Source organism: Blautia sp. HA3515 (genome assembly GCF_059933065.1).
In genome coordinates this window covers 1-17,202 of the sequence record NZ_JAYFUY010000043.1, presented here as the reverse complement: position 1 = coordinate 17,202, position 17,202 = coordinate 1, and the positions used below count along the sequence as shown (strand labels likewise).

The window sequence follows — 17,202 nt, the reverse complement described above, 5'->3', positions numbered from 1 at the left end:
AGATTTTATTTCAGGTATGACAGACACCTATGCAAAGGATTTGTACCAGAAATTAAATGGGATCAGTTAAAAGAATCAATAGAATCAATTAAGAAGAATCTATTATAAGGATTGTCAGCAAATTGTGCAATAAGTCATAAAAAACATAAAAATACTTGTATTTTCTGTTGAAAAAGGGCATATACTAGAGTATAATGAATTTCAGAAAAGAAACAGTATCCTGGAATGTGCGAGCACCCTTTTATTTTTGAACCTACATTGACATTAAGGGACTCCAAGATCGCAGTTTGGATGTCAGACCTCTCGCTGTGGTAGGCAGAAGGACTGTTGAGGGACACCCACCTGGCCGCAGGCTAGGCGTCAAAAAGAAGGGAACGGCATTCTGGGACCTACAGAAAATTACAGGGCCGTTGCATGATGGGCATACACAGTAAGTGGAGCCTGTGCAGCGGCTTCTTTTTTATTGATTCGCAGGAGGGAAGAAGATGGGCGTAACAGAACGAAAATTCGGTGAACTTTCAACAGGCCAGGATGTGCTGATCTATCATCTTGAGAATGCATCCGGTGCTTATGTGGAGGTTACAGAGCTGGGAGCAGTTCTGGTAAAGGTATGTGTGCCTGACAGGGATGGTGTGCTTACAGATGTTGTTCTTGGTTTTGATAATGTGAAGCAGTATGAGGAGAATCCGTTTTTCTTCGGTGTTGTGGTAGGACGTAACTGCAACCGTATCGGTGGTGCGAAGTTCAATCTTTTTGGTAAGGAGATCAGACTTGCTGCCAATGAGAACGGGAATAATTTGCACAGTGGTCCTGATGGATTTGAAACGAAAATGTGGAAGGCTACAGAGATCTCCCAGGAGAAGCAGTCGGTTACTTTTACAAGGGTCAGTCCGGACAATGAGAATGGTTTCCCAGGAGAGTTTAAGGTATCCGTAAAATACGAGTTTACAGATGCAAATGAGCTGCGTATCCATTATGCAGGGATCTGTGACAGAGATACAGGTGCCGATATCACCAATCATTCCTATTTCAATCTTGGCGGGGAAGGCAGTGGAGATGTGCTGGATCAGTTCCTTACCATCCACAGCAAATTCTATACGCCTGTAGATCGGGAGTCGATTCCTACCGGTGAATACGCTCCTGTAGAGGGTACTCCTATGGATTTTAATCATCCTCAAGAGGATCGGACAGGACATTGAGGCGGACTTTGAGCAGCTTCACTTTACCGGCGGATATGACCACAATTATGTGACAGACAACTATGCAAAAGGGAACTGCCGTCTGATCGCCAGCGCCTATTGCCAGGAAAGCGGTATTGTGATGGATGTGGCTTCTGACTGTCCCTGTGTTCAGTTCTATGCAGGCAATTTTATCCAGCCGCCGATCAAGGGCAAATGTGATCATACATATACCAAGAGGAATGGCTTCTGCCTGGAAACGCAGGTAGAACCAAATGCTGTAAATGTAGAGAATTTCCATTCTCCCATCCTGGAGGAAGGGCAGTTATATTCCTCTGTAACTACTTTTGCTTTCCGTGTAAAATGATTTGAGTGTGCAAGGACACATTCTATTTTCTAAGGCTCTTTCATATACTAGGTATATGAGGAGCCTTTTTTATGCATAAAATATCAGGAAAAACATACAAAAAGATCATGTTTGCAGTTTCTCTTCTTGCCTGTTTGATGCTTGCAGGTGAAGCACTTCTGATCCATATGAAAGATGAAAGCCTGAAAGACAAGGCGCAGGAAGCTATGAAGACAAACACAAAGGAAAAAATAATCCAAACAAACACAAAGGAAAACATGATCCAAATCACACAGCAGCCTGCAACCAGGGAAACAGAAAAGGTGGAGCCAAAGATCCGGGTATTGCTTATGGATTCCGGGTATGATACTTACCAGCATACTAAAGTATCTGTGCTGATCCAGGGGAAAGCGGTATCCTATACAGCGGAAGATCTGGGAAAACCAGGGGAAATCATAACGCTGGATGGAGGAGACGAAGGGATCACTGTCACATCCATACAGAGAAATTATGGGAATCCTACCTACAAGGGGATACTGAAGATCAAGAAGGCCGAAAATCAGGAAGCATTGTATTTGATCAATGAGCTGTCGTTGGAAACTTATCTGGAAGGGGTGGTACCAAGTGAAATGCCTTCTTCCTATCATCAGGAGGCCTTGAAGGCTCAGGCAGTTTGTGCCAGAACTTATGCATGGAAACAGATGGAAGATAGCTGCCTGGAGAAATATGGGGCAGATGTAGATGACAGTGTAAATTTTCAGGTTTATCAGAATCAGGCGCAGGCAGAAACCACGGACGATGCAGTGGCATGTACAAAAGGGCAGGTCATGACACACAATGGAGAACTGATCCAGGCATATTATTTTTCAACCTCTGCGGGGACAACCAGTACAGACCAGATCTGGGGAGCAGACAGTGCTGCTCCATATCTGAAAAGCGTTGCCTGCAGGTTTGATCAGGATCAGCCCTGGGGCAGCTGGAAAGTGGATATTCCCTGGGAAAAGCTTGCGGACAGTACAGCCTTGTACAACAAGGGAAAGCTGCAGGGGCTGCTTGTCACAAAGAAAAGTGAAAGCGGTGCAGTTACAGGATTGACTGTAAATACAGATCTTGGAAGCTTTCTTGTAGAAGGAGAATACGATGTGCGAAGTTTCCTCACACCGGCAGGCTGCCAGATCATCCAGCATGACGGCAGCACAACAGCTGGCGGAAACCTATTGCCAAGTGCATATTTTACCATGGAGCAGAAGGCAGGCAGTGTAGTATACATCCGGGGAAAGGGATATGGACATGGAGTTGGAATGAGCCAGAGCGGGGCAGATCAGATGGCAGCAGAAGGTTTTACCTGGAGGGAGATCCTGGAATATTTTTTCAATGAAATTCAGATTACCAGCCGATAGGCTGCTCTCAGATTAATTGCCGATAGGCTGCTTACAGATTAACTGCTGATAGGCGGCTCTCTTGTCAGAATAATTATTTCATGATATGATACAAGAAAATTTTCAGGAGCAGATGTATGGATGAGAAAAAGGAAAAACAGAATATCCCTAAGCTGCTTTTAGGGTTTGTGGAGCGGATCAATGGGGATCATGTGGGAGCCTATGCTGCACAGGCTGCCTACTTTATGATCATGTCCTTTATTCCATTTCTGCTTTTTTTAACAACTCTGATACAATATACACCATTGACCTACAATGTGGTCAGTGATGCGATCCGTGGATTTATGCCGGAAAGTCTTCAGAATTTCGTGCTGTTGATCGTAGCAGAGGTATATAACCGAAGCGCTGCAGTTGTGCCGATTTCCGCACTTCTGGCTTTATGGTCCGCAGGAAAAGCCATGCAGTCCCTTACCAATGGTTTGAATACCATCTATCATGTGAAGGAGACACGTAACTGGCTGCTGAACAGGATTTATGCAGTTCTATATACTTTGCTTTTCGGAGTGGCACTGATCGTTTCTTTGCTGCTTCTTGTACTTGGCAATAAGATCCAGGCAGCATCTTCCAAATATATACCAGTACTTGGAAAGCTGATCGGCAGTATTATCGGGGCAAGGACTCTGCTGGTTTTTGGTGTGCTTTTTCTTGTGTTCCTGTTTCTTTATAAAGTCCTTCCAAACAGGCGGGCAACCATGAAAAGCCAGGCACCGGGAGCACTTATGATCGCAGTAGGGTGGTCTGTTTTTTCGTTTTTCTTTTCTTTATATTTTGAGATTTTTCCAAATATCAGCAATATGTACGGAAGCCTGACAGCATTGATCATGCTGATGCTTTGGCTGTATAGCTGTATGTATCTTGTACTGTGTGGCGCAGAGATCAATGCTTACTTTGAAAAGCAGTTCAGGATGGCACAGGCATCCATGCGGGAGATGCTGAACAGAGAAAAAGCAGAAAATGATGATGGAAAAGAAAAAGCTCTTTCTGATGCAGGGAAAGAGAAGGCTATTGCTGATATAGAGAAAGAGAAGCCTGTTGCTGATATAGAGAAAGGTAACTTTGATGCAGGGAAAGAGAAAGATCCCTCTTGACAGATGAGAAGTGGTGTGGCATAGTATGAAATGATGAAAAGTTGCTGTGGACAGTAACATGAAAAGGCATAGAAAGTGTTTCAGGAAATGATTTTCTTACAGAGAGAGGGAGCCACCGGCTGTAAGCCCCCTTAAGTTCAGATCGTTTCTCAGTTTCCCACTGGAGCCGCATTTCTGAAGTATACTGGTCGTCATGATAAGACCCAGTCCCAGGATGGTACTGGAGGTTAGGTGATCAGACAGTAGGAAGTGACGTAAGCTGTGCGTTAAACAGATCAGAGAGCCTGTTTACAACAGGAATCAGGGTGGTACCGCGGAAGTATGCTCCGTCCCTTTTGGGATGGGGCTTTTTTTATGTAATTTAAACATTACGTAGAAGTTTCCCATATGTGCTTAAAAACCAAAAAAGGAGATAAGGTTATGGATATGAAAGAAAGACTCCAGGAACTGGCTGGAGAATTGCCAGGAAAAGAATCGAAGATTCAGAAGGCCTGGACAAATTAAATGAAGTCAGAGTGGCATATCTTGGTAAAAAAGGTGAATTGACAGCGATTTTAAAGGGCATGAAGGATGTAAGCCAGGAGGAACGTCCAAAGGTAGGACAGCTTGTAAATGAGACAAGAAGCCAAGATCGAGGCTCTGCTTGGAAGAGTCCAAGCAGAAACTGGAAGAAGCTGTCCGTGAAGAGAAAATGAAAGCAGAAGTGATCGATGTGACTCTTCCTGCAAAAAGAGCAAAGCTGGGACATCGTCACCCCAATTCCATTGCCCTGGAAGAGGTAGAGCGTATCTTTATTGGAATGGGCTATGAGGTAGTAGAAGGCCCGGAAGTGGAATATGCAGATTATAACTTTACAAAGCTGAATATTCCGGAAGACCATCCGGCAAGAGACGAACAGGATACATTTTTTATTACAGACTCCATTCTGCTCAGATCCCAGACCTCTCCGGTACAGGCACGTACTATGGAGAAGGGTAAGCTGCCTATCCGTATGATCGCACCTGGAAGGGTATTCCGTTCAGATGAAGTAGATGCTACCCATTCACCATCCTTCCATCAGATCGAAGGTCTTGTTGTGGATAAAAATATTACTTTTGCAGATCTTAAGGGAACACTGGAGGAATTTGCCAAGGAGCTTTTCGGACCGGAAACTAAGACCAAATTCCGTCCTCATCATTTCCCGTTTACAGAGCCAAGTGCAGAGGTGGATGTTTCTTGCTTTAAGTGCGGAGGCAAGGGCTGCCGTTTCTGCAAAGGCTCCGGCTGGATAGAGATCCTTGGCTGCGGTACAGTTCATCCTAATGTGCTGCGTATGTGCGGGATTGATCCGGATGAATATACAGGCTTTGCATTTGGTGTAGGTCTGGAACGTATCGCATTGCTGAAATATGAGATCGATGATATGCGTCTGCTGTATGAGAATGATATCCGATTCTTAAAACAGTTCTAAAAAGGGAAACCATAGTAAACGGAGGTTAATATACAGATGAATACTTCATTATCCTGGATAAAAATGTATGTGCCGGATCTGGATGTGACAGCACAGGAATATACAGATGCAATGACTCTTTCAGGAACAAAGGTAGAAGGCTTTGAAAAGCTGGATGCTGACCTGGATAAGATCGTGATCGGACAGATCACAAAGATTGACGACACCAATGTCAGAATAAACTGATCATCTGCCAGGTGAATATTGGTAATGAAACCATACAGATCGTTACTGGTGCTCCTAATGTAAAAGAAGGGGATAAGGTTCCGGTTGTTCTGGACGGAGGAAGAGTGGCCGGAGGTCATGATGGAAAGATGACTCCTGGTGGGATTAAGATCAAAAAAGGCAAGCTTCGTGGGGTAGAGTCCTGTGGTATGATGTGCTTTATCGAGGAACTGGGCAGCAGCCGTGAAATGTATCCGGAAGCACCGGAATATGGTATCTATATTTTCCCTGAAGATGCAAAAGTAGGGGAAAGTGCCATCAAAGCTCTTGGCCTTGATGATGTGGTTTTTGAATATGAGATCACATCCAACCGTGTGGACTGCTATGGAGTACTGGGAATTGCAAGAGAAGCAGCAGCTACTTTTGACAAGAAATTCTGCCCTCCGGAAGTGAAGGCTACAGGGAATCATGAAAATGCTCTGATTATGTAAAAGTAACGGTACAGGATCCGGAGCTTTTGCACCAGATACTGTGCAAGAGTGGTAAAAAACGTTAAGATCAGACCTCACCAAAGTGGATGCAGAGATGTCTTGCTTCCAATGGGATCCGTCCTATCAATAATCTGGTAGATATTACAAATTATGTAATGGAAGAATATGGACAGCCAATGCATGCTTACGATCTTGAGCACATTGAAGGCAGGGAGATCGTTGTACGCAGAGCTGCAAAAGACGAGAAGTTTGTTACTCTGGATGGACAAGAGCGCACCATGGATGATTCTGTTCTGATGATCTGTGACGGTAAAAAGCCTGTTGGCATTGCAGGTATCATGGGTGGCGAAAATTCTATGATCACAGACAATGTTCACACTGTTCTTTTTGAGGCAGCCTGCTTTAACGGAACAAATATCCGTCTGTCCTCTAAGAAGATAAGGAATTAGCAATTATCCAGGTAAATTCGAGAAAGGCCTGGATCCAAACAATGCACAGGCAGCCATTGACCGTGCATGCCAGCTGATGGAAGAACTGGGAGCAGGAGAGGTTGTAGGCGGTATGGTAGATGTATGTAACGAAGTACGTCTTCCTTCCAGGGTCAAATTTGAGCCTGACCGTATTAATGCACTTTTGGGCACCAGCCTTACAAAAGAGGAAATGCTTGGCTACCTTGCAAAAGTAGAGCTTACCTATGATGAAGCTTCTGACGAGATGGTCGCACCTACCTTCCGCAGGATATCCACTGTATGGCAGATGTGGCTGAGGAGGTTGCAAGATTCTTTGGATATGACAAGATCCCTACTACACTTCCTACTGGAGAAGCTACTACAGGAAGACTTCCGTTTAAGCTTCGCATTGAGAGTGTTGCAAGGGATATTGCAGAGTACTGCGGATTCTCAGAGGGAATGACATATTCCTTTGAAAGTCCTAAGGTATTTGATAAATTGCGTCTGCCAGAAGATCATATGCTTCGCAGCGCCATTACCATCAGCAATCCGCTGGGCGAGGATTACAGCATTATGCGTACCAGCACCTTAAACGGTATGCTTTCTTCACTGGCTACCAATTATAACCGGAGAAATAAAGATGTAAGACTGTATGAGCTGGGAAATGTTTATCTTCCTAAAGCACTTCCTCTTACGGAGCTTCCGGATGAGCGTACACTGTTTACACTTGGAATGTATGGCAAAGGTGACTTCTTCGATATGAAGGGTGTATGCCGAGGAATTTTTTGAAAAAGCAGGCATGAAGAGAAGGAGACAGTAGAGTATTGATGTGCCTCCAGGAGCAAGAAGCCGTACCTTCACCCAGGACGTCAGGCAGATATGATTTATGAAGGCAAGAAAGTAGGATATCTGGGAGAAGTGCATCCTCTGACAGCAGATGCCTATGGCATTGGTGAAAGGGCATATATTGCTGTGATCGATATCTTAAGTGTTCTGGAATTTGCAGGATTTAACCACAAATACACAGGAATTGCCAAATATCCGGCAGTATCCCGTGATTTAAGTCTTGTAGTGCCTCATCAGGTTCTGGCAGGCCAGATTGAGAATGTACTGATCCAGAGAGGCGGAAAGATCCTGGAAAGCTACCAGCTGTTTGATATATACGAGGGCAGCCAGATCCAGGCAGGTTATAAGTCCATGGCATACTCTCTTGTATTTAGAGCTAATGACAAGACTCTTGAGGAAAGTGAGATCTCGGCAGCGATGAAGAAGATCCTGAACGGACTTGAGGATCTTGGGATCCAGCTTAGAAGCTGATGCTGATGTATATTATCCGCCATGGGGAAACAACATGGAATCATCTTCATAAGATCCAGGGAAGCGCAGATATTTCCCTGGATGAAGCCGGGATTTCCCTGGCCAGGCGGACCGGGGAAGCATTGAAGGATGTGAAATTTGACCTTTGTTTTTCAAGTCCCCTCCTTCGTGCAAGACAGACAGCTGAGGCAGTACTTGGAGAACGAAAGATTCCCATGATCCTGGATAAAAGGATTCAGGAGATTGACTTTGGTGTTCTGGAGGGCGTAGTGTGGCTGGACAAAGACGGTCATGCGATCAGCAAGGAGATGGAAGTATTTTTTAATGATCCTGTTCACTTCCAGAAGCCAAAAGGAGGAGAAAGTCTGAAGGATGTACTTGCAAGAACCAGGGATTTCTGGCTGGAAAAAACAAGTGATCCACAGCTTTCCGATAAAACCATCCTTGTTTCTTCTCATGGATGTGCAGTAAGGGCTCTTTTACAGAATCTATATCCGGATCCGGAGCATTTCTGGCATGGCTGTGTGCCGCCGAACTGCAGTATCAATCTGGTGGAAGTAAAAGACAAAAATGCGCGTTTTTTGGAAGAAGACAAGGTTTATGCCTGATGGCAGAAATGCTTCATAAAGCATAAAGAATTAAGAACAGAGAGTTAAAAACAGAGAATTAAAAACAGAGAATTAGGAAAAGGGGATTTTTGCCTGAAAAGGCAGAAATTCCTTTTTCACTGTTATACCTTGTCCTGTTTTGGAATTTGTGATATTATGATAAAAAATGTGGTTTTTAGCATCTTTACCATAAAAAGCAGCCAAAAGGAGGTACAACATGGCAAAAAAGACAACAAATACACTTCTGTTTGTGCTGGTGTTAGCAGCTGCAGCCGGGATGACTGTCTACGTTGCAAAGGGAACACCCAGCGTACTAATCTATAATTTTATTTTCCTTGGTACAATGTCCGTGATCTATATGATCACATTGTTTGGCGGTATGTTTCGTATGGACAATCTGGGAGAAGCCTTTCACAGGGCGGCAGATGAGCTGACAAATATTTTTAAGACCCCTGGTAAGACAGACACCAAGAATCTGGCATATCTGGACGAGCTGTTTGATGACCGTTACCTTGACAAGAAGATGGGCAATTTCTCCGAAAGCATCAGCCAGAGCAAGGAAGGCATTGGGGATATTGAAGAGTATATCAATGATGATGAACTGGATATCCATATACATAAAAGACTTTTGGAGATGGTACCGGATATTTTTACCAGCCTTGGTATTTTAGGTACTTTCATTGGCCTTGTATGGGGACTTAACAATTTCCAGCCTACCAATTATGAGGCTATGACAACTTCCGTATCTTCACTGGTAGATGGTATTAAGGTAGCATTCCTTACATCTATTTATGGTATTGCATTTTCCATTACTTATTCCTGGGGAATGAAGAGGGAATATTCCTTTATGTCTCAGAATCTTCAGAATTTCCTTGAGAAGTTCCATGCATACGTGATGCCCACTGCTGAGAATGAAGCCAGGAATCTTCTCCTTTCCAGCCAGAAGATGCAGACAAAGGCTATGGCCCAGATGGCAGAGCAGTTTTCTGTGCAGATGGCAGACAGCTTTGAAAAGGTGATCACACCTACCTTCCAGAAGATGAATGATTCTCTGGATATGCTGGTGGCGTCTGTGACAAGATGTCAGCAGGATGCTGTAAGGGATATCCTTCAGGAGTTCCTGAAGCAGATGCGCGGATCTTTTGACACGGAATTTTCCGGATTTAATGAGGCTCTTGCCAGCCTGAAGCAGGCACAGAAGGAGAATACAGCCTATACCACTGCACTTTATCAGACCATGAGCCAGCAGCTGGGCCAGTCCTATGAGAAGCAGGAAAAGGCTATGCGGGATATGGTTACAGAGCTTGGAGGTATTTCCAGCCGCTATTTGGATACAGCTACAAGGATTACCCAGGAGAACCGGGAGATCCAGAAGATCCAGCAGCAGGATTATCAGCATGTGGTAGATTATATGAAGGATGCAGAGAAGTCTGCAGCCAAATTCTGGGTAGCATGTAACCAGGCTATGCAGAAATATGTGGAGACAGCAGCTGCTGGTATGGAGAAGGCTACTGCATCCAACCAGGCTGGTACAGATCTTCTGGTATCAAACAGCAGGCTTGTTGAGCAGCTGGGCAGAGAGCTTCAGGAATTTACCAGATATCAGCAGCAGTCCTATAAGACCATGGAACAGGTACGCAGACTGCTTTCTGAGCTTTCGGCAGTAGGTGACAGAAGTGTTTACCTGATGAGCGGCGGCAGCAGCCAGGAGGCCATGGACAGAATGGAGAAGCTGATGGAGCAGCAGGCAGCAGACCAGCAGGCAGTTCTGGAGGAGATTTCCAGGAATATCAAAGAGCTTTCCAAAGGAGCACAGAAAGGAAAATTTGGTTTATTTAAATAAAGGAGAGAATCATGCACAAGAAAAGAAAATCAGAGGATGGAAGCTTTAATATCTGGCGCTCCTATTCCGATATGATGTGTGGTGTATTGCTTCTCTTCGTACTGATCATGTGCGTAACCCTTTTCCAGGCGCAGAAGAGTTATGACGAGAGTATTAAAGAGCAGCAAGAGAAGAATGAGATGCAGGCCAATTATATTGCTGAGATCACTGCACAGCAGAATACCCTGGACGATCAGGATGCAAAGCTGAAGACACAGGATGAGAAGCTGACAGCCCTGGCACAGCAGCTGGCAGAGCAGGCACAGAAGCTTAAGGAACAGGAAGCAGCCCTGGCACAGCAGCAGGTGGATCTGGATGAGAAAACTCGAGCTGATCAGCACCCAGCAGGCCAAGATCGATAATATCATCGGTGTAAAGGCAGAGGTTGTTGAGTCCCTGCAGCAGGAATTTGCCAAGAATAACCTGAATGTAAATATTGATTCCCAGACAGGAGCATTAACACTGGATGCCAGCGTCCTTTTTGCTTATGATGATGCAGAGCTTACAGAAGAGGGAAAGACAGCCCTTCGCAGTGTTCTGCCGATTTACTGCAAGGTACTTCTGGAAGACAGCTACAAGTCTTATCTGGCAGAGATCATTATTGATGGTTATACTGATACAGATGGAGATTATGCTTATAACCTGGAGCTTTCCCAGCGCAGATCCCTGGCAGTTGCCCAGTATCTGCTGGAAATCCAGGGAGAATTTCTTACATCTGACCAGACAATTGATCTGCAGGATTATCTTACAGTCAACGGTCATTCCATGGCCAATCCTATCCTGGATGCGGATGGCAATGTAGACAAGGATGCTTCCCGTCGTGTAGAAGTTAAGTTCCGTCTGAAGGATGATGAGATGATCGATGAACTGAGCAGCATTATGACTGCAGATCAGGCTTCATCAGATAATGCCCAAGAGTGATTCCGTAGAAAGCCGGTGGATATTAGGCTCTGTGGCAAGTGCAGAGCATACAGCGATCCGGTAATCATCAAATGCAAATTCCCGGGCCTGGCAGGTTCTGTCCGCAGAATATATAGTAGAAATACAGGTGGAAAGCCGGCCCCATTTAGAATCATCAGAAAGGATGTCATAAGAACCGGGATAAACCTGAAAGGATTTCAGGGGGAGGGGATAAACCCTTCCCCTTTATATTTTACATAGCTTTCCTTTAGCGCCCAGATCCTTGTAAACATGGAGACACCATGTTCCTGTACAAGGGCATATTCAGATTCAGTAAAGAAAATACGGGCGATATTGGAACGGTCTTCCCTTTCCTTCTGGATATCGATCCCACAGGGGGCAGAGCCAAAAGCACAGACTACGTACCCGTTGCTGTGGGAAAGATTAAAATGAAAATCATGATCTTTCAGGAATGGCTTACCCTTTTCGGAAACAGAAAGAGCCTCCAGTGGAAGACTGTTTTTTCAGAAGAAGAGTACGGAGCATAAGCCCTGCCCCAAGGCTTTCCAGACGGCTTTCCTGGCGGCGCAGCCGGGAAATGGATTCTTTCCGTTCCTTCCAGGAACCGAAATCCGGAAGCAGTGCCAGTCCTTGCTGAAATAACTTTGGATCCTTAAAATTATCAACAGATGTGATCAAACATTGAATCTTATGGTTCATTACCAGCAGATCACCTCGCATCCGCTTTCTGTTACCAGCACGGTGACTTCCCACTGGGCAGAAGGCTGTCCGTCACAGGTACGCACTGTCCAGTCATCCGTCTCATCAGTGTAAACTTCATCAGATCCCATATTTACCATTGGCTCAATGGTAAACGTCAGTGCCTGGAACCATCAGTACACCGCTTCCTTCTTCTGAAGTGTAGCTTACCCATGGATCCTCATGAAATTCCAATCCTATGCCATGGCCGCCGATTTCTTTTACGACTGAGTAACCATTTTCGAGCGCATGCTGGTGAACGGCGTGCCCCATATTCCCGATTGGTGTCCAGGGCTTTACCTGTGAAATGCCGATCTCTACACATTCTTTTACAACCTTTACCAGCTTTTCTTTTTCAGGGCTTACATTTCCGATACAGAACATACGTGAGGAATCAGAAAAATACCCATTATAAATGGTGGAAACATCTACATTGACAATATCTCCTTCTTTCAGTACTACATCTGTGGATGGGATCCCGTGGCAAACCACCTGGTCAATGGAGGTGCATACACTCTTTGGATAGCCTTCATAATTCAGCGGGGCTGGGATCCCGCCGTGGCGGATGGTCTCTTCATGTACCCAGTCATCAATCTCCTGGGTGGTAATGCCTGGGCGGATGTGCTCAGCCACGTAATCCAGCACGGCAATATTGATCTTACAGCTTTCTTTGATCTTCTCAATCTGTTCCGGGGTTTTGATCAGGTTGTGGTCAAGTACCGGATAACCTTTTTGCTTCATTTGTTCCAGCTTTTCATCAAATGCTTCGTGGCACTTTTTGTATTTTTTACCGCTTCCGCACCAGCAGGGGTCATTTCTTCCTATTTTTAAAGACATTTTACTCTCTCCTTATCCGATGATATATGGTGTAACTGTTCGGTGTTCTCATGATTTTGGCGTTTTGACATCAAAATCATTTTATCCAGAAAATAGAATATCACAATTCAGAGGTAAAGTAAAATCCGATATGAAAGGAAAATATATGATATGAGAGGAAATTTATCGCTACTGTTCACAGGTAATATTCTGCGAGGTGTTTTGCCATGTATATGGCAAAATCCCGAGACATACGGGGCAAAATCCCATCACCGAAGGTGATATGGAATGGATTTTGACCAAGTTGCTGTGAACGGAGTGAACAGTAACAATTTATCGTTTACGGTCTTTTACAGAGGGTGAAAATTGTGTTGTGTGAAGTGGAGGGGTGTGCTATACTGTAGAACGAACCAAGGGAGCTTGCAGGCGCAGGCTGAGAGGAAGCAATCACCAGGGAGGACATCCTTCCGGTGACCGGAGGCTTCGACCTTTTAACTTGATTTGGATAATGCCAACGTAAGGAGGAAAACAAATGATGGATTTTTTAGTAACCGCTGATGGTGGGCTGACCACTGCCGGCTATGTAACCAGTATTGCTGCCATGGTGATCCTGGTAGTGATCGCAGCTGTGCTTTTCCATAAGAAAAGCTCTTCAGGAAAGCTGACTACACAGCAGCTTGTAACCTGTGCAGTGGCACTTGCCCTTGCTTATGCCACATCTTACCTTAAGGTATTTTCTCTGCCATTTGGTGGCTCTGTGACCTTATGCAGCATGCTTTTTATCGTACTCATTGGATATTGGTATGGACCTAAGATCGGTATTCTGACAGGTCTTGTTTATGGTATCTTCCAGTTCCTGCAGGAGCCATATGTACTTAGCTTTTTCCAGGTATGCTGTGATTATATCCTGGCATTTGGCGCTATGGGTATTGCAGGATTTTTCTCAAAATCAAAGAAATACGGCCTGCAGAAAGCATATGTGGCAGCGATTCTTGCCAGAGGTGCATTTCATGTTCTGGGCGGATATTTGTACTGGATGAGCTACATGCCTGAGAATTATCCGAAGTCATTATCTGCTATTTATCCTATCGTTTACAACTATAGCTACATTCTTGCTGAGGGAGTTATAACATTGATCCTGATCTCTATTCCGGCTGTTTCAAAAGCACTGGTTCAGGTTCGCAAGATGGTGACTGTACCGGGAGAGCAGAACGCATAAATAAATAATGATATTGAATCTATCCAAATCCATAACAGCCGTCGGAACCCTTGTCCGGCGGCTTATTATAATAGTGAAACCATAGAAAAAACTCTTGCAATGGCAGGAGTTCTATAGTATAATCAATCATGTTGTGAAAAAAGATGGTCCTCTGTTACCTCATGTGTATTAAGAACATCCAATAGAAGAATAGGAGAAAGAACATGAACGACATTATCAAAAACATCGAAGCAGAACAGTTAAAAGCAGATGTTCCTCAGTTCAATGTAGGTGATACTGTAAGAGTATACGCACTGATCAAAGAGGGAAACCGTGAGAGAATCCAGGTTTTCGAGGGAACAGTATTAAAGAAACAGGGCGGAAGCACAAGAGCAACTTTCACAGTAAGAAAGAGCTCCAATGGTGTTGGCGTTGAGAAGACATGGCCGCTTCATTCCCCACACGTAAAGAGTGTAGAAGTTATTCGTCACGGTAAAGTACGTCGTGCAAAACTTAACTACTTAAGAGACCGTGTAGGTAAGGCTGCTAAGGTTAAAGAGCGCATCAGATAATCCATACCTGATTATGAGAATGACTGCCGTCGGATTGATTTCCGGAGGCAGTTATTTTTTTGTCGGATTCCTTGCTTCTACAGTTCACAGTGTGTTATACTGTAACAGCTAATCGAAAAACAGGAGCATTTGAATAATATGTTAAAAAACAGAAGAAAGAAACGCTCCAGGGAGAAATGGGAGAACTGGCGGGCTACCTGGAGAGAAAATAAATCTATAGCAGAAGCGAAAGAGAAACTGGAAGATAAGAAGGTCCGGGGGGTATTGCGCCTGGTTTTTGAAATTATTGTGACCCTGGCTTTTGCAGCACTGGTGGGGATCACCATGTTCCAGTCTGTGACTATGCAGGAAAGCTCCATGGAGCCCACCATCTCTGTAGGAGACAGATATTTTATGAATCGCGTGATTTATCGTGTATCTTCCCCGAAAAGAGGAGATGTGATCGTTTTCCGTACAAATGCCAGTGATGATGCAGCATTGCATATCCGTAGGGTGATCGGGCTTCCGGGAGAGACTGTGCAGATCGTGGATGGGCAGATCCTGATCAATGGAGAGACTTACAAAGAGGGCAGGGATTTCCCTGTGATCAGTAATCCGGGGATGGCATCCAGCCCAGGTCACACTGGAATCAGGAGAATACTTTGTGCTTGGTGATAACAGGAATAATAGTGAGGACAGCCGATATGGCAGCATCGGGAAGGTAAATAAGAAATATATTACCGGCAAACTGTGGTTTAAGATTTACCCTGTGAAATCCATAGGCTTTTTTGAGTGAATTTGTAAGCTTATGTGAATGATTTTGAGGGCTTTTTTGAGTGATTTTTGAAGATTGAAATGAATGGAAGAATGGAATGATAAGAATGGATAATCGTGAAAATAGAATCAATATTAACTGGTATCCTGGTCATATGACCAAGGCAAAAAGGCAGATGCAGGAGGATATCCGTCTGATCGACTTGATCATTGAACTGGTGGACGCAAGAGTGCCTCTTTCCAGCAGAAATCCGGATATTGACCAGCTGGGAATGAATAAAGCAAGGCTGATCCTTTTGAATAAGGCAGATCTGGCAGATGACAGGCAGAATGAAAGATGGAAGGAATACTTTCAGGAAAAAGGTTTTCACGTGGTAAAGGTGGATTCCAGAAATGGAGCAGGAATCAAGGCCATTCAGGCTGTGATCCAGGAAGCCTGCAAGGAAAAGATCGAAAGAGACAGAAGGCGTGGGATCAAGAACCGCCCGATCCGCGCCATGGTAGCAGGCATCCCAAATGTAGGCAAATCCACCTTTATTAATACCTTTGCAGGCAAAGCCTGTGCAAAGACCGGCAATAAGCCAGGTGTAACAAAGGGGAAGCAGTGGATCCGTCTGAATAAAGGGGTAGAGCTTCTTGATACTCCGGGGATACTCTGGCCTAAATTTGAGGATCCGGATACAGGGAAAAGACTGGCATTTGTAGGATCCATTAAAGATGATATTCTGAACATGGAAGAGCTTTCCCTGGAACTGATCGGTTTTTTAAGAGAGTATTATCCGGGAGCCATTCATAAAAGATATGATGTACCGGAAGAAGGAATGGATTTGGAGATCCTGGAAGCCATTGCAAAAGTGCGAGGCTGTCTGAAAAGAGGAGAAGAGCTGGATTATGGAAAAGCATCTGGCATTCTTTTTGATGATTTTCGTTCCGGCAGGCTGGGCAGGATCACAGTAGAGTGGCCGCCGGTGAAAGAGGAAAAAGCATGAGTTCTATCGGGGAGATCAAAGGAGAATTTGAAAATGCCAGCCGGCAGGAATGGGCGGCACTTTATGAGAAATATGGAAGCGACAGCCGCAGTGGTGTGCAGAAGCTTCTGGAGCAATACCATAAAAAAGAGGCTGCTTACCAGGCAGAGCTTGTGCGTACAGAGTCCCTGAAGGTATATGAGCATAAATACGAACATCTGGGTTATGTGTGTGGAATTGATGAAGTGGGACGGGGACCCCTTGCCGGTCCGGTAGTGGCCTGTGCCGTTATCCTTCCCAGGGATTGCCAGATCCTTTATCTGAATGATTCTAAGCAGCTTTCTGCGAAGAAAAGAGAAGCCTTGTATCAGCAGATCCTTGACCAGGCAGTGGCAGTGGGGCTTGGCATTGTAGGCCCGTGGCACGTATCCATGAGATCAACATCTTACAGGCTACCTATGAAGCGATGCGTCAGGCGATCAGCAAATTATCTGTAAAGCCCCAGATCCTTCTGAATGACGCAGTAAGGATCCCAGGTGTGGAGATTCCTCAGGTATCTATTATCAAGGGAGATGCCAAAAGCGTATCCATTGCCGCTGCAAGTATTGTGGCAAAAGTTACCAGGGACCGGATGATGGAGGAATACGATCCTGTGATGCCGGAGTATGGCTTTGCTTCCAATAAAGGAGATGGTTCCCAGGCTCATATCCAGGCTCTTGAAAAGTATGGGCCATCCCCAATACACAGGGCTACCTTTATTAAAAATTTTATCTCAGTCGAGTGA

Annotated in this window: 20 protein-coding genes, 1 other RNA gene and 4 pseudogenes; 22 read left to right on the top strand and 3 right to left on the bottom strand. The window is 44.8% G+C overall.

What is annotated here, in order from left to right:
• The first annotated feature begins 214 nt into the window (after positions 1-214).
• From ssrS to R1Y93_RS03015, 16 genes and pseudogenes are all read left to right on the top strand, one after another.
• Positions 215-393, top strand: a non-coding RNA gene (gene ssrS / locus R1Y93_RS03090) — 6S RNA.
• 92 nt (positions 394-485) lie between these two features.
• Positions 486-1,199 carry an aldose epimerase family protein gene (locus R1Y93_RS03085; RefSeq protein WP_500821597.1) on the top strand — a complete coding sequence of 238 codons (714 nt, stop codon included), beginning with the start codon at positions 486-488 and terminating at the stop codon, positions 1,197-1,199.
• 49 nt (positions 1,200-1,248) lie between these two features.
• Entirely contained in the window at positions 1,249-1,545 is a 297-nt protein-coding gene (locus R1Y93_RS03080; protein ID WP_500821596.1) for an aldose epimerase family protein, read from the top strand.
• Between the two features lie 71 nt (positions 1,546-1,616).
• Positions 1,617-2,924 (top strand): SpoIID/LytB domain-containing protein, encoded by a 1,308-nt coding sequence (locus R1Y93_RS03075; protein ID WP_500821595.1) that lies wholly within the window; start codon positions 1,617-1,619, stop codon positions 2,922-2,924.
• Positions 2,925-3,040: 116 nt separating this feature from the next.
• Entirely contained in the window at positions 3,041-4,051 is a 1,011-nt protein-coding gene (locus tag R1Y93_RS03070; RefSeq protein WP_500821594.1) for a YihY/virulence factor BrkB family protein, read from the top strand.
• Positions 4,052-4,477: 426 nt separating this feature from the next.
• Positions 4,478-5,501 (top strand): annotated as a pseudogene (gene pheS / locus R1Y93_RS03065) (phenylalanine--tRNA ligase subunit alpha).
• Positions 5,502-5,537: 36 nt separating this feature from the next.
• On the top strand, positions 5,538-5,726 hold the full coding sequence (locus tag R1Y93_RS03060) for a hypothetical protein (protein WP_500821593.1): 189 nt from the start codon (positions 5,538-5,540) through the stop codon (positions 5,724-5,726).
• 11 nt (positions 5,727-5,737) lie between these two features.
• Positions 5,738-6,196 (top strand): hypothetical protein, encoded by a 459-nt coding sequence (locus tag R1Y93_RS03055; protein WP_500821592.1) that lies wholly within the window; start codon positions 5,738-5,740, stop codon positions 6,194-6,196.
• 86 nt (positions 6,197-6,282) lie between these two features.
• Positions 6,283-6,645, top strand: a complete 363-nt coding sequence (locus R1Y93_RS03050; protein ID WP_500821591.1) for a phenylalanine--tRNA ligase beta subunit-related protein — start codon at positions 6,283-6,285, stop codon at positions 6,643-6,645.
• 76 nt (positions 6,646-6,721) lie between these two features.
• Positions 6,722-7,108, top strand: coding sequence for a hypothetical protein (locus R1Y93_RS03045; RefSeq protein ID WP_500821590.1), 387 nt, complete (start codon positions 6,722-6,724; stop codon positions 7,106-7,108).
• A pseudogene (locus R1Y93_RS03040) lies at positions 6,994-7,569 on the top strand (phenylalanine--tRNA ligase subunit beta); the annotation flags it as partial. The gene R1Y93_RS03045 and the pseudogene R1Y93_RS03040, both read left to right, overlap by 115 nt.
• Positions 7,564-7,962, top strand: coding sequence for a phenylalanine--tRNA ligase subunit beta-related protein (locus tag R1Y93_RS03035; protein ID WP_500821600.1), 399 nt, complete (start codon positions 7,564-7,566; stop codon positions 7,960-7,962). The pseudogene R1Y93_RS03040 and the gene R1Y93_RS03035, both read left to right, overlap by 6 nt.
• Positions 7,962-8,570 carry a histidine phosphatase family protein gene (locus R1Y93_RS03030; RefSeq protein ID WP_500821589.1) on the top strand — a complete coding sequence of 203 codons (609 nt, stop codon included), beginning with the start codon at positions 7,962-7,964 and terminating at the stop codon, positions 8,568-8,570. The genes R1Y93_RS03035 and R1Y93_RS03030 overlap by 1 nt, the downstream gene beginning before the upstream one ends.
• Positions 8,571-8,787: 217 nt before the next feature.
• A complete protein-coding gene (locus R1Y93_RS03025; RefSeq protein ID WP_500821588.1) occupies positions 8,788-10,413 on the top strand; it encodes an anti-phage protein ZorA-like protein in 1,626 nt (541 codons plus the stop codon).
• A gap of 11 nt (positions 10,414-10,424) precedes the next feature.
• Complete coding sequence (locus R1Y93_RS03020; RefSeq protein ID WP_500821587.1) at positions 10,425-10,814, top strand: hypothetical protein; 390 nt, start codon at positions 10,425-10,427, stop codon at positions 10,812-10,814.
• A complete protein-coding gene (locus R1Y93_RS03015; RefSeq protein ID WP_500821586.1) occupies positions 10,768-11,373 on the top strand; it encodes an OmpA family protein in 606 nt (201 codons plus the stop codon). The genes R1Y93_RS03020 and R1Y93_RS03015 overlap by 47 nt, the downstream gene beginning before the upstream one ends.
• 197 nt (positions 11,374-11,570) lie before the next feature.
• On the opposite strand, the gene R1Y93_RS03010 is transcribed toward R1Y93_RS03015, so the two are convergent.
• The 3 genes and pseudogenes from R1Y93_RS03010 to R1Y93_RS03000 form a co-directional block, all read right to left on the bottom strand.
• Positions 11,571-11,741, bottom strand: coding sequence for a 4'-phosphopantetheinyl transferase superfamily protein (locus R1Y93_RS03010; RefSeq protein ID WP_500821599.1), 171 nt, complete (start codon positions 11,739-11,741; stop codon positions 11,571-11,573).
• Between the two features lie 88 nt (positions 11,742-11,829).
• A complete protein-coding gene (locus R1Y93_RS03005; RefSeq protein ID WP_500821585.1) occupies positions 11,830-12,072 on the bottom strand; it encodes a hypothetical protein in 243 nt (80 codons plus the stop codon).
• Positions 12,072-12,948 (bottom strand): annotated as a pseudogene (locus tag R1Y93_RS03000) (methionyl aminopeptidase). Before R1Y93_RS03000 ends, R1Y93_RS03005 begins: the two are co-directional and overlap by 1 nt.
• Positions 12,949-13,459: 511 nt before the next feature.
• On the opposite strand from R1Y93_RS03000, the gene R1Y93_RS02995 reads away from it, so the two are divergent.
• From R1Y93_RS02995 to rnhB, 6 genes and pseudogenes are all read left to right on the top strand, one after another.
• A complete protein-coding gene (locus R1Y93_RS02995) occupies positions 13,460-14,146 on the top strand; it encodes an energy-coupled thiamine transporter ThiT (RefSeq protein WP_500821584.1) in 687 nt (228 codons plus the stop codon).
• Between the two features lie 203 nt (positions 14,147-14,349).
• Positions 14,350-14,697, top strand: coding sequence for a 50S ribosomal protein L19 (gene rplS, locus R1Y93_RS02990; RefSeq protein WP_500821583.1), 348 nt, complete (start codon positions 14,350-14,352; stop codon positions 14,695-14,697).
• 138 nt (positions 14,698-14,835) lie between these two features.
• Positions 14,836-15,351 (top strand): signal peptidase I, encoded by a 516-nt coding sequence (gene lepB / locus R1Y93_RS02985; protein ID WP_500821582.1) that lies wholly within the window; start codon positions 14,836-14,838, stop codon positions 15,349-15,351.
• Positions 15,341-15,472 carry a S26 family signal peptidase gene (locus R1Y93_RS02980; protein WP_500821581.1) on the top strand — a complete coding sequence of 44 codons (132 nt, stop codon included), beginning with the start codon at positions 15,341-15,343 and terminating at the stop codon, positions 15,470-15,472. The genes lepB and R1Y93_RS02980 overlap by 11 nt, the downstream gene beginning before the upstream one ends.
• Before the next feature lie 106 nt (positions 15,473-15,578).
• On the top strand, positions 15,579-16,439 hold the full coding sequence (ylqF, locus tag R1Y93_RS02975) for a ribosome biogenesis GTPase YlqF (RefSeq protein ID WP_500821598.1): 861 nt from the start codon (positions 15,579-15,581) through the stop codon (positions 16,437-16,439).
• Positions 16,436-17,202 (top strand): annotated as a pseudogene (rnhB, locus tag R1Y93_RS02970) (ribonuclease HII). Before ylqF ends, rnhB begins: the two are co-directional and overlap by 4 nt.

Coding starts and splice junctions, on each gene's coding strand:
- R1Y93_RS03085 (WP_500821597.1), top strand. CDS start 486: ATGGGCGTAACAGAACGAAAATTCGGTGAACTTTCAACAGGCCAGGAT.
- R1Y93_RS03075 (WP_500821595.1), top strand. CDS start 1,617: ATGCATAAAATATCAGGAAAAACATACAAAAAGATCATGTTTGCAGTT.
- R1Y93_RS03070 (WP_500821594.1), top strand. CDS start 3,041: ATGGATGAGAAAAAGGAAAAACAGAATATCCCTAAGCTGCTTTTAGGG.
- R1Y93_RS03060 (WP_500821593.1), top strand. CDS start 5,538: ATGAATACTTCATTATCCTGGATAAAAATGTATGTGCCGGATCTGGAT.
- R1Y93_RS03050 (WP_500821591.1), top strand. CDS start 6,283: ATGCAGAGATGTCTTGCTTCCAATGGGATCCGTCCTATCAATAATCTG.
- R1Y93_RS03045 (WP_500821590.1), top strand. CDS start 6,722: ATGGAAGAACTGGGAGCAGGAGAGGTTGTAGGCGGTATGGTAGATGTA.
- R1Y93_RS03030 (WP_500821589.1), top strand. CDS start 7,962: ATGCTGATGTATATTATCCGCCATGGGGAAACAACATGGAATCATCTT.
- R1Y93_RS03025 (WP_500821588.1), top strand. CDS start 8,788: ATGGCAAAAAAGACAACAAATACACTTCTGTTTGTGCTGGTGTTAGCA.
- R1Y93_RS03020 (WP_500821587.1), top strand. CDS start 10,425: ATGCACAAGAAAAGAAAATCAGAGGATGGAAGCTTTAATATCTGGCGC.
- R1Y93_RS03015 (WP_500821586.1), top strand. CDS start 10,768: ATGAGAAAACTCGAGCTGATCAGCACCCAGCAGGCCAAGATCGATAAT.
- R1Y93_RS03005 (WP_500821585.1), bottom strand. CDS start 12,072: ATGAACCATAAGATTCAATGTTTGATCACATCTGTTGATAATTTTAAG.
- R1Y93_RS02995 (WP_500821584.1), top strand. CDS start 13,460: ATGATGGATTTTTTAGTAACCGCTGATGGTGGGCTGACCACTGCCGGC.
- rplS (WP_500821583.1), top strand. CDS start 14,350: ATGAACGACATTATCAAAAACATCGAAGCAGAACAGTTAAAAGCAGAT.
- lepB (WP_500821582.1), top strand. CDS start 14,836: ATGTTAAAAAACAGAAGAAAGAAACGCTCCAGGGAGAAATGGGAGAAC.